This is a genomic window from Pseudomonas sp. GL93 (assembly GCF_003408955.1).
GTDB classification, from domain to species: domain Bacteria; phylum Pseudomonadota; class Gammaproteobacteria; order Pseudomonadales; family Pseudomonadaceae; genus Aquipseudomonas; species Aquipseudomonas paracarnis.
The window spans coordinates 26,061-36,474 of the sequence record NZ_NKRF01000093.1; the positions used below are offsets into that span (position 1 = coordinate 26,061).

Genomic DNA, 10,414 nt, shown 5'->3' on the forward strand with positions numbered 1-10,414 from the left:
TCAGCGATTGCCCCGCTCATTGGCAAATGCGCTGACCGCTTGTACCGCCTCGCCGGTGCCTTCGCGAATCTGCAGGATCACCGTGCCGGCCTGGTTGGCCAGTTCCACACCCTGGGCAGCGCGGTCGCGGGTGGCGTCCATGCTGTCGATGGCTTGGCGGGTTTCGTCCTGGATCATGGCGATCATGCCGGAGATTTCCGCGGTGGAGCCGCTGGTGCGCGCCGCCAGTTGCCGCACTTCATCGGCCACCACGGCAAAGCCACGGCCCTGCTCGCCGGCGCGGGCGGCTTCGATGGCGGCGTTGAGGGCCAGCAAGTTGGTCTGGTCGGCAATGCCGCGAATGGTATTGACGATGGCGGTGATCTGTTGCGAGCGTTCGCCCAGCTTGGCGATCAGTTGCGAAGAAGTGTCGATATCCACGGCAATGTCGCGCATGCCGGTGGCGGTTTTCTGAATCACCTCAGCGCCTTTTTCCGCCATCTCCTGGGTGTTTAACGACAGGTGGTAAGCCTGTGCGGCGCTCTGCGCATCGGCGGCATGCTGGAGCACGCGGGCGGTGACGTCCGAGGCGAACTTCACCACTTTGCACAGGCGCCCGCTGGCGTCGTACACCGGGTTGTAGTTGGCTTCCAGCCACACGACCTGGCCGTGTTTATCCACCCGCTCGAACTGGCCATTGAACAGCTCGCCCTGGTTCAAGCGCTTCCAGAACTCACTGTAGGCCGCACTATTGGCCAGCTCTGGCGTGCAAAACAGGCGGTGATGCTTGCCCTGAATCTGCGCCAGGCTGTAGCCCATGCGCTGCAGGAAATTGCCGTTGGCGGTAATGATGGTGCCGTCGAGGTTGAACTCGATCATCGCCATGGCGCGGTCGATGGCTGCAAGCTTGGCGTTGGCTTCGCTTTCGGCTTGCAGGCGCGGGGTGACGTCCATGGCGTATTTCACCACTTTGATCACGGTCCCCGCTTCATCCCGTACCGGGTTATAGCTGGCTTCCAGCCACACCGAGGCGCCGTTGGCGCCTACCCGCTCAAAGGTGCCCGACTGGAATTGGCCGTTGCGCAGGTGCGTCCACAACTGGTTGTAGTCCGCGCTGCGGGCGAACGCCGGGGTACAGAACATCCGATGGGGCTGGCCCAGAATCTGTTCGGCGCGGTAGCCCATGGTCTTGAAGAAGTTGTCATTGGCGCGCAGCACGGTGCCTTGCAGGTCGAATTCGATCACGGCCATGGAGCGCTCGATGGCGTCCAGCAGGCTGGTCTGTTGGGCAAGGCTGTGTTGCAGGGTACTGATGGTTTTCTTGTGAGCGTTGAATAGCATGGTGGAGGGCTCGGGCATGCAAGCGTATGCGGGGTCCATGTATTTGCGCCTGACCCCGTAGGGCCCCTGGCCTTACGGTTGACTTGCTCATTGCCAGCTTCCTGATGCTGACAGAGGGGGTAGAACAACGGTCTCAGAGTGATCAATCGGCCTGGAAGTTCGCCCATCAGGCAGGACTATTTTGGCCAGGCGACCAATGGCGGCATTATGCTATTGCAGCAGGTGGGCGGAGCAAGATTCGGACGAGGTGTCATCAGACAACTCAGGCTGAATGAACGACCGTGCATTCGCTGATCTTGACGCGGTTGCGGCCGCTGTTTTTGGCGGTGTACAACGCGCGATCCGCGGCATCGAGCCACATGACCGCGTCCTTGAAGGACGGGTGGAAATCCGCCAGGCCAATGCTCAGGCTGACGCGCAGGTCTGGGATCTGCGGATGCCGATAGTGACTGAAGGTTTCGCGTAGATGCTCCATTACCTGCGCAGCGGCTTGCAGGGGCATTTTCGGAAGAATCACACAGAACTCATCGCCGCCATAGCGGCCGGCGAGGTCTTCTTCGCGCAAGTGTTCGCGCAGCGCTTGGCTCAACTGACGCAGAACCGCGTCACCGACAGTGTGGCCATAAACGTCATTGATGTGTTTGAAGTGGTCGATATCGATCAAGGCAATGGTCGCTTGGCCGTGTTGCTGCTGGCACTTGTGAAACTTGAGGTTCAGCAGGTCTTTCCAGGAACCATGGTTGAGCAGGCCGGTGAGGCTGTCGATGCGGCTCAGGGCGCTGAGGGCGCGTTTGTGTTCCGACAGTTTGATCGCCAACTGGTAACAGACCATGCCGATGGCCATCGGGTAGAGCGTCAGCATCGGCAGGCAGGTGTAGACCTCGGTGAGGCTGACGCTGGGGTCGAACTTGACGCCGAACAGGCCCCAGGCCACCGCAACACCGCCGGCCTGCGCCAGCAACCCGCGCAGGAACAGGCGTTTGCCACCGGCTGCGACGTTGTTCATGGCCATCATCGACAGAATAGTCACCGCTGTCAGTGGCGAAAACTGAGTGGCCGCGGCCCAGAATCCGCCCAGCACTGAGTCATACAGCAGGTTGCGTTGTTCGGCCTGGTAGGGAAACGGCGAGTGGGTGGAAATCAGGTACGCCACATGCGGCCAGGCAATGCCGTTGAACAGTAGCAACGCCCAGACCCAACCGGGCATCGACAAGGGATACAAGGCCCCGATCACGCTGATGCTACCGATACCCAGGCCGATAATCCTTGGCGTGTAGATACGCTTGGCAAATGAAAGCCCTTTGCCTCGTCTATTTTCCATAGTGTCCTGGGTCAACTTTTTTGCGGGTGCAACAGCACGCGTCAGCGGGCAGAGCCGGTGGTCGGATAAGAAAGGTGAATTGTCGATTATTCCCGTGGGATTAATCAGTGTCCTTCCAGGCCATTTGCGCAAAACAGCGGGTAAAAACGCCAGAAACGACCTTAAATGTCGCTCCTGCAACAGGGCTTACTGGGGCGTGCGTTGCGTACTGGTTTCGTAACCGGCGAGGAACAGGTCGATGGCCGAGTCGATGACGTGGGCCTGGGCGGCAGGGTCGAGGGTGGGCTGGCCGAGGGTGATTTGCGGCCAGAATGCAAAGGCCTTGAGCAGGCTTTGGATCTGGTGGGCGGCGAACGCCGGATCGGTGCAGGTGAGGCGGCCGTCTTCCTGGGCGGCGCGCACCCATTGGGTAAAGCCTTCTTCCCGCGCACTGAGGCGGTTGACCATGTCTTGCGCGCGCTCCGGCGAATGGATGGTGGCAGCAATGGCCACGCGTGCCAGGTCGAGGAAGTTGGCATCCGACATCATCTGCATTTTCGCTTCCAGCAACGTGCGCAGTTGGTCGCGCAGTGGGCGGTCGCTGGTGTAGATCACGTCCAGTTGGGCAACGCTGCTGGCCCACAGTTGGTGGAGGATCTCGGCAAACAGTTCTTCCTTGCTGGGGAAGTGGTTGTACACCGTGCGCTTGGAAACGCCAGCGCTGGCGGCGATTTTGTCCATGCTGGTGACCTCGAAGCCGTGCTCGCGAAATTCGGCAATCGCCGCAGCCACGATGGCTTCGCGTTTACGCTCGGTGAGGCGTTTGGGGGCAGTCATGGAAGGCATTCGACTCAACAATGAAATTACACCGGGCAGTTTACTTGCTCCGGATTTTGTTGCAATCTAGAAACTACACTGTGCAGTGTAATACTTGAGCGGACCGCAGGAGTCACTTTGTCATGGCTACGATTTCAACCCGTCTCGACCCTGCGCCCTCGGGGCCCAAGCCTGCCGAGCAGGGCCTGGGGCACTTCAGCAACGACACCCCGGTGCAGCACGGTGGCTTGGGCAAGACCCTGCGTATTTTCTGGAACATGCTGTTCAACAAGCCGCGCACGACACGGCCGGTGGGGCAGATTCCGGTACAGCCACTGACCCGCGAGCAGTTATTGGCCGCCCCTGATCACAGCGTGTATCGCCTCGGCCATTCAACCGTGCTGCTGAAAATGCGCGGTAAATTCTGGGTCACCGACCCGGTGTTTGCCGAACGCGCCTCGCCATTCAGTTGGGCCGGCCCCAAGCGTTTTCATCAGCCGCCCATCAGTCTTGATGAGCTGCCAGCGCTGGAAGCGGTGATCCTTTCCCACAATCATTACGACCATCTTGACCGCAAAGCGGTGGTCCAATTGGCCGAAAAGACCCGCTACTTCCTGGCGCCCCTGGGCGTGGGCGACACACTGGTCAAATGGGGTGTAGATGCCAGCAAAATTCGCCAGTTGCAATGGTGGCAGGGCACCGAGGTCGATGGCATTCGTTTTGTCTGCACGCCGGCCCAACACTTTTCCGGGCGCGGCCTGTTTGATGGCAACCAGACCCTGTGGTGCTCCTGGGTGATGATCGACGACACGCGGCGTATCTTTTTTAGTGGCGACACTGGCTATTTCGACGGTTTCAAACGTATCGGCGAGCAATACGGGCCGTTTGACCTCACCCTGATGGAAACCGGCGCTTACAATGTCGATTGGCCCCATGTGCACATGCAGCCGGAGCAGACACTGCAGGCGCATATTGACCTTAAAGGGCGTTGGCTGCTGCCGATTCATAACGGCACCTTCGATCTGGCCTTCCACGCCTGGCACGAACCCTTCGACCGCATCATGGCCCTGGCCTGGGAGCGCAATGTCTCGATCACCACTCCGGCAATGGGCCAGGCATTTCGCTTGAACCAGCCTGAGCGCGGGCATGCCTGGTGGCTGGAAGTGGAACCTCAACCGGTCAACGAACACGCAGCAGGCTGAGCCAAAGGCCCGTTTGGAAAAGAGCTTTTCAGCGGGTTTCAGCCCTGCGACAAACGTCAAAGGAGAGTGCGATGATCCCCCGGGAATTTTATCTCCGGGAGGATGTGTCGATGGACAGCCATTGTAAGAAACTTTGGAAGATGGGTTTGCCGTGTGCGTCAGCTCAACCGCTGCCATCGCTAATGAACGCCGTCGACGTTCCCGCTTCACCCCCCGGTGCCGCTCCCCCTTCTATTGTCTTTGGCACCGAGCAACGTGCCGGCGCCACGCCCATACCTGGGTATAACGCCCTGGCTCCCCATATACGGCCGGTGCGCGATCCCGCGCTATCGCTGATCGCCATCAGCGGCGTTGACCCTACCGAACCGGTGATGGTGGAGGTACCGCTGGTATTGAATAACACCACCTTCACCGCCTTGCTGGCGCTGACGGGATATCGTATCGGCTATGCCGAGCATTATGTGCAGGGCAAGCAGGTTGAACGGGTCGAACGCAGTGCGGCCTTGAACCGAGTCTTCGACACCCTGCGCCAGGCTGGTGCGCAATGCGTGGCAGTGGATATGCAGCGCAGCGGTGATTGTCAGCAGGCTTGTCATGAAATCGACGAGCTGGTGGTAGGTCTTCGCCTTGATGCCTTGGTGTCAGAGGATCCCGAAGCCGCCTTTCATCACGCCTGTAAAAGCGGCTACCCCAGTATGTGTGAAACCCTGGAAGACGGCTCCAAGGTCTGGTTTTACGGTGCGCGCTGGGCGGGTGATCGCTTGGGGGCGCTGGTACGAGCTTACCGCGTGCTGCGGCCGTAGGTATTGGTGCCTACACCTGGCTGGGAAGGGTAGGACGCGGCGGCAGGATTCGCCTGAAATAGTGGTGGGTTGTCGGCTCTTAGACTGGTGCGGTGCTATCGACCGATAGCTCACACTCAGTCAAACAGAGGGGCACTTCATGATCGGACCAGTTTCGGCAGGTGGATGGGCGACAGGCCTGCTTCAGGAGCTTTCAAACCCAGTGCAAGGTTTCAAGAGTGCCTGCCAGATGTCAGTGGAGATGGCCCAAGGAGGCGGCGTCACTTCAGAGTCACTGTTGAAGGACTCGCTCAAGCAAATTGCCAATATTGATCGTGGGCTCCAGGGCGGCAATGCTTTTTTGGAAACCAATCCGGATGCCCTCAGTGAGGCGAAGGCTCGCGATCAGGAACGTGCCAATGGCCGTGTGCGCGGGCATTTGCATGGCGTGCCGATAGCGTTGAAGGATGTCTTTGAAACCAATGACCGTATGCAGACCAGTGCAGGCTCCAAGGCGTTGGTGGGCGCGCCTGCCGCCCGGAATGCCAAGGTCGTCGACAATTTGCTGAAAGCCGGCGTGGTAATTGTAGGCAAAACCAATATGAGTGAGCTGTCCAACTTTCGCTCACTCAAATCGGCGGATGGCTGGAGCTCCCGAGGTGGCCAGACGTTGAACCCACATCGACTCGGAGGGCCAGTGGCAGGCTCCAGTTCAGGTTCGGCCGTGGCGGTCGCCCAGGGGCATGTGCCCGTGGCATTGGGGTTGGAAACCAACGGATCGATCATCAGCCCCGCAGCCTACAACGGTGTGTTTGGCCTGAAAACAACGACGGGCCTGGTCAGTACCGAAGGCGTCATGACCAGCACCCGCATGGATGCGGTGGGGACCTTCACCCGCAATATCTGTGACGCGGCAGAAGCGCTCAATGCAATGACCGAGACCAACGTCTACACCGAGGGCCTGCACGCTGATGCCTTGAAGGGTAAGCGAATTGGCTACACCCCTTTGCCTGAATTGTCCGCAGAGGAGGCCAAAGACCCGGCCAAGCGCGCAGACCGCAAGCACTATGAGGCGGCGCTCGAAGTGATGAAGGCCCAAGGGGCGATTCTGGTGCCTGTGGAGCGTTTGGACGCCGGTGTCCCCGATGAAGCCTATGAGGGTTATAACGAGGCGCTGTTCTCGGAGGTCAAGCAACAACTGGAAGACTATTTGGCTGGGCGGGAAGGTTTGCCTGTCAAGTCACTTTCTGAGCTGATTGCTTTTATCAAACGCACGCAGAAACCTGATGAACCTGACCAGAAACTGCTGGAAATGATCAATGAGCTGGAGACCACCCCGCAAAAGCGCGAGGCACTGTGGGAAGCCATCCTTCCTGTATTTCAGAAGACCATTGATGACCCCCTGAAGGAGCACAAGCTCGACGCCATGGTGTCGAACTTTCTGACCCACAATTATTTCTACAGTGCGGCCGCCGGGTACCCCGGTATATCCGTTCCGTCTGGCATGGATGATGAGGGCATGCCCACGGCAATTTACGTGTATGGCTCCGGAAACAGTGAAGCCACCTTGCTGTCAGTCGCCCATGGTTATGAACAAGCCTCGCAGGCCATTCAAAAACCGGCTTTTCTCCCAGGTGCACCCTTAACACCGACACCTGCCAGTACAGACGACGCGGTTGAGGCTATTGGCATTTGAGCTTGAATCAGCCTCTGCTGGCCACTACCGCGCAGAGGTTGTGCCCGGTGATACACCTGGACTCTACGCACCATTCGCTTGAGGCGTAGGTGAGTCAATGGTTGCGGTGGTGGAACCCATCAACCGAGAGATGAGGCCTTGCGCAGAAGGCTGCGCCGCTGCGGTATCAAACCGGCGCGCACTCATCCCCCACCCCGGTGCGAACCCCGGGAAAAACACCAGCCCTTCGGCCTCCAGGCGAAACGCCAGGATCAAACGGGTTTCATCGTCCACGTCGCCGTGGCCTTCCAATTTCTCGATTGCCTGCACTGCCACGCTAGCCTGGCGAGCCAGCTCTTCGCGGCTCCAGCCCAGCATGACGCGCGCCTGCGCGCAGTGTTTGGCGGTGAATTGATGCAGGACGATCTGTTGTTCTACGAAAGAACTCATTGCCAGAGAGGACATGGGGTTTCTCCAGGTTCGACAGGGGAGGTGCAACTATACTGTGTTTTTGTACAGTTGTTTCTACCGCTCATCCACTGGTGTTGCAACCCCTTATGATTCCAGCCCCGGCGCCTCGCGAATAATCAGGTGATCCAGGTTCTCGATCCTGGCGCTGAATACCCCGAACGTCTGCTCGGGGTTTTTCTGGCTGGGTACCTGCACAAGCTGCGGTGTGACCCCATAGAAAAAGCAATACAGGGGCCGTTCACTGCTGGCCGCCGCCTTGATCTGCTCCAGGAATGCCGTGCGCTTGCGGTAGTTTTCGATGAGCTTTTTGCTCAGGTAGACGTTCACCGAATAAGGCTTCTTGTCGAGCCACACCTTCTTTTCGAAATCGATGCGAAAGCTGCTGGTGTAGTCTTTGATGGTCTTGATCTTGCCCCAGTAAATCAAGCCCTGGTTGTCTTGCAGGTATTCGATCTTCTTGAAGAATGCCCAGTAGGTCGCGCTGTGCTCACCGATCTTCAAAGGCATGGCCTTGAGCTTGTCCTTGTCATCGATGTTGGACACGTAGCACTCCACCGGGTGTGCGAACACGCTGGTTTTGTCCGGGGTTGTGTCATTGCTGCCAGAGGATGTCGTAGCGCGGTTCGCAGGCGCTTTCGTCGGTTCCTGCAGGACGCTTTCATCGGTGCCGATTACCGGCGTTTTAGGCTCGTACAGTCGCCGTGTCAGCACAAATTCCGATGGGAAATTTTCCTCACGCTCGTCGTCACTTTCACCCGTCGCAGGTTTATGGCTGCCGGCATAGCGGCAGCCGTCGATATGCCGCGTGCCGGGTTTGTTCTTGAAGTGTGGCGTGCGCTGGTAGTTGACGTTCTTGGCGTTGAAAGTGCTCAACGCATTGGTGCTATCGAACGCCGCGCGGCAGGCGTCGTTGGGGCACAGGAAGCTGTCCTTGTCGGAATCGAAGACGGTGGTTTCGTCGAAATTCAGGTCTCGCACGTCATAGATCGACAGCTTGTCGTCGAGACTCAGGCTGTAGGCCGTGTCGAATTTCATAGGGCTCGGGTCCGTCAGAGGTTTGGCTATTAATAGCCGGATCTAGCGTAAATATCAGCAAGAACCTGCCACGCGTCGCCCGCTCAAGAAACACAGGGTGCCGCCCATGGCCGTGAGTGCGGCCAAGGCAAAGAACATGCTGGTGGGCGCAGCATTGATCAGCAGGTAGCCACAAATCACCGGGCTCGTCCCGGTGTACCAACGCCGTGAAGAATTCGACTACTTCCTGCTCTACGAAGAAAAGGCCCACGCCTACTGCGCCGTAGGGCATCCGCTGTTCACTGCAAGCGACATCCCCCCCGACACCCTTCGCCAATACGAGGTGGTGAACCATCGGTATGCGATCCATCGCGACAAAGCCAACTTCGTCAACCACGACAGCCAGTCCGCCTCGGCTTCACAAGTGGAAGCCGTTGCCATCCTGATACTCACCGGCCGCTTCCTGGGCTTTCTGCCAGAACACTACGCCACGCCACTGGTAAGGGAAGGGCGCCTGCGCGCACTGTGCCCAGAGCAGGTTCACCTGAGCACCGCCTTCAACCTGATCCTGCGCCACAACGCGCCGAGAAGCCCGATGGTAAAAGCCTTCGCAACAGCACTGGGTGTAGACCTGAAGACGCAGGCCTAAGCCTCAACAAAGCTCAAATGTGGGAGCTGTCGAGCCCCAGCGAGGCTGCGATGGGATCGCCTCGGTTCACCCGCCAACCCCACCCACCCGCATCACCGCTGCAACCGAGCGCGCTTTTTCTTCTTCGCATGAAAGTGCCGAAAATGCGCATCCTGCGCCGCCGCCAGCAACTCCCGATCCCCACGCGTATCGCCCCAGGCCCTGAGCCGATACTCCCCCAGGTCCCCATACACCGCCTCAAGCCGCAGCACCTTGTTCTCACAACGGCAATTATTCCCGGTGAGTTTGCCGGTCAGCACCCCATCCACCACCTCAAGCTCAGTGCCGATCAAACGAATGCCAAGCCGATCGGCAAACGGCTGCAACACCAACGCCGGCGACGCCGAACACAGCGTCACCACCGCCCCGGACTTCACCTCATCCGCCACCGACTGCAACCCGCTTGGGCGCATCAGCTTGCTCCAGCGCGCCTGGCAATATTCCTGCGCTTGCTGCTCAACCCAAGCCTTCTCCACCCCGGTCATAAAGGTGCGAATCAACTGCGCCTTCAACTCATCCCGGCTGATCTGCCGCACCAAAAACCGCAGCCCCGGCGCCGCCAGCTTGACCATCCGGCCATAAAACTCACCGGTGCCGAAGGCAAACTTGAGGAAGGGCACGAAACTGTCGTGGTGGGTGAGGGTGCCGTCGAAGTCAAAGACGGAAAGTACTTTGGCGTCTGCGGGGCCGGCTTCGAGCATGTCTGGGTTCACGGGTTGGCCTCGGTCCTATCTAATAGTTTTTAAGCGGGCATCAGCTGTGACAGCAGGAGTCTGCTCCCGTGCCAATCTTCCGATCTTGGCGTAAAGCTCTTCGGTAAGAGCTTCCCGAGCACTTGACCTGTGACAACGCTGATGGCAATTGGGGCACAAGGCTACAGCATTGGGGGTGCGATCCGAACCCTTCCGGGCCAGGTGCTTGAGGTGATGTACTTCAAGAAATGGCAAATTCCTTTTTTACCGACGAAAAAAAGCCCTGAACATGCCAGGGCTTCCTTTAGTGCTTAGTCCGGATCAATCCCAGCTCAGCGCGCCGCCGGTCTGGTATTCGATCACACGGGTCTCGAAGAAGTTTTTCTCTTTCTTCAAGTCCATGATCTCGCTCATCCACGGGAACGGGTTGGTGGTGCCTGGGTACTCTTCCTTC

General features: G+C 58.8%; 9 protein-coding genes and 4 pseudogenes. 4 read left to right on the top strand and 9 right to left on the bottom strand.

Going from position 1 to position 10,414, the window contains the following annotated elements; translation table 11 throughout:
- From CER19_RS21370 to CER19_RS21380, 3 genes are all read right to left on the bottom strand, one after another.
- Positions 1-1,320, bottom strand: coding sequence for a PAS domain-containing methyl-accepting chemotaxis protein (locus tag CER19_RS21370; RefSeq protein WP_116667888.1), 1,320 nt, complete (start codon positions 1,318-1,320; stop codon positions 1-3).
- A gap of 262 nt (positions 1,321-1,582) precedes the next feature.
- Positions 1,583-2,641, bottom strand: a complete 1,059-nt coding sequence (locus CER19_RS21375; RefSeq protein WP_116667881.1) for a diguanylate cyclase — start codon at positions 2,639-2,641, stop codon at positions 1,583-1,585.
- Between the two features lie 186 nt (positions 2,642-2,827).
- Positions 2,828-3,457 carry a TetR/AcrR family transcriptional regulator gene (locus tag CER19_RS21380; protein WP_116667882.1) on the bottom strand — a complete coding sequence of 210 codons (630 nt, stop codon included), beginning with the start codon at positions 3,455-3,457 and terminating at the stop codon, positions 2,828-2,830.
- A gap of 122 nt (positions 3,458-3,579) precedes the next feature.
- On the opposite strand from CER19_RS21380, the gene CER19_RS21385 reads away from it, so the two are divergent.
- From CER19_RS21385 to CER19_RS21395, 3 genes are all read left to right on the top strand, one after another.
- Positions 3,580-4,638: an MBL fold metallo-hydrolase gene (locus CER19_RS21385; protein ID WP_116667883.1), complete on the top strand. Its 1,059-nt coding sequence runs from the start codon at positions 3,580-3,582 to the stop codon at positions 4,636-4,638.
- Between the two features lie 182 nt (positions 4,639-4,820).
- The gene (locus tag CER19_RS21390; protein WP_305955563.1) at positions 4,821-5,441 is read left to right on the top strand and encodes a hypothetical protein; all 621 of its coding nucleotides are present in this window, start codon (positions 4,821-4,823) and stop codon (positions 5,439-5,441) included.
- Between the two features lie 139 nt (positions 5,442-5,580).
- Positions 5,581-7,116 carry an amidase family protein gene (locus CER19_RS21395; RefSeq protein ID WP_256660513.1) on the top strand — a complete coding sequence of 512 codons (1,536 nt, stop codon included), beginning with the start codon at positions 5,581-5,583 and terminating at the stop codon, positions 7,114-7,116.
- Between the two features lie 63 nt (positions 7,117-7,179).
- On the opposite strand, the gene CER19_RS21400 is transcribed toward CER19_RS21395, so the two are convergent.
- The 3 genes and pseudogenes from CER19_RS21400 to CER19_RS29170 form a co-directional block, all read right to left on the bottom strand.
- Positions 7,180-7,560 carry a helix-turn-helix transcriptional regulator gene (locus CER19_RS21400; protein WP_116667885.1) on the bottom strand — a complete coding sequence of 127 codons (381 nt, stop codon included), beginning with the start codon at positions 7,558-7,560 and terminating at the stop codon, positions 7,180-7,182.
- 90 nt (positions 7,561-7,650) lie between these two features.
- Positions 7,651-8,601, bottom strand: coding sequence for a hypothetical protein (locus tag CER19_RS21405; RefSeq protein WP_116667886.1), 951 nt, complete (start codon positions 8,599-8,601; stop codon positions 7,651-7,653).
- A 54-nt stretch (positions 8,602-8,655) separates the two neighbouring features.
- A pseudogene (locus CER19_RS29170) lies at positions 8,656-8,787 on the bottom strand (MFS transporter); the annotation flags it as partial.
- On the opposite strand from CER19_RS29170, the pseudogene CER19_RS21415 reads away from it, so the two are divergent.
- Positions 8,777-9,229 (top strand): annotated as a pseudogene (locus CER19_RS21415) (substrate-binding domain-containing protein); the annotation flags it as partial. The pseudogenes CER19_RS29170 and CER19_RS21415 overlap by 11 nt on opposite strands.
- A 92-nt stretch (positions 9,230-9,321) precedes the next feature.
- Here the strand turns inward: CER19_RS21415 and CER19_RS21420 are convergent.
- The 3 genes and pseudogenes from CER19_RS21420 to CER19_RS21430 all read right to left on the bottom strand — a co-directional run.
- Positions 9,322-9,969, bottom strand: coding sequence for an HAD-IB family hydrolase (locus CER19_RS21420; protein ID WP_116667887.1), 648 nt, complete (start codon positions 9,967-9,969; stop codon positions 9,322-9,324).
- Positions 9,970-9,996: 27 nt separating this feature from the next.
- Positions 9,997-10,215: pseudogene (locus CER19_RS21425) on the bottom strand (HNH endonuclease); the annotation flags it as partial.
- A gap of 66 nt (positions 10,216-10,281) precedes the next feature.
- Positions 10,282-10,414, bottom strand: a pseudogene (locus CER19_RS21430) (ribonucleotide-diphosphate reductase subunit beta); the annotation flags it as partial.

What these genes read in the sequence shown, in the direction of transcription:
- CER19_RS21370 (WP_116667888.1), bottom strand. Translation starts at nt 1,320, where the DNA reads ATGCTATTCAACGCTCACAAGAAAACCATCAGTACCCTGCAACACAGC.
- CER19_RS21400 (WP_116667885.1), bottom strand. Translation starts at nt 7,560, where the DNA reads ATGTCCTCTCTGGCAATGAGTTCTTTCGTAGAACAACAGATCGTCCTG.
- CER19_RS21380 (WP_116667882.1), bottom strand. Translation starts at nt 3,457, where the DNA reads ATGACTGCCCCCAAACGCCTCACCGAGCGTAAACGCGAAGCCATCGTG.
- CER19_RS21395 (WP_256660513.1), top strand. Translation starts at nt 5,581, where the DNA reads ATGATCGGACCAGTTTCGGCAGGTGGATGGGCGACAGGCCTGCTTCAG.
- CER19_RS21390 (WP_305955563.1), top strand. Translation starts at nt 4,821, where the DNA reads ATGAACGCCGTCGACGTTCCCGCTTCACCCCCCGGTGCCGCTCCCCCT.
- CER19_RS21385 (WP_116667883.1), top strand. Translation starts at nt 3,580, where the DNA reads ATGGCTACGATTTCAACCCGTCTCGACCCTGCGCCCTCGGGGCCCAAG.
- CER19_RS21375 (WP_116667881.1), bottom strand. Translation starts at nt 2,641, where the DNA reads ATGGAAAATAGACGAGGCAAAGGGCTTTCATTTGCCAAGCGTATCTAC.
- CER19_RS21420 (WP_116667887.1), bottom strand. Translation starts at nt 9,969, where the DNA reads ATGCTCGAAGCCGGCCCCGCAGACGCCAAAGTACTTTCCGTCTTTGAC.
- CER19_RS21405 (WP_116667886.1), bottom strand. Translation starts at nt 8,601, where the DNA reads ATGAAATTCGACACGGCCTACAGCCTGAGTCTCGACGACAAGCTGTCG.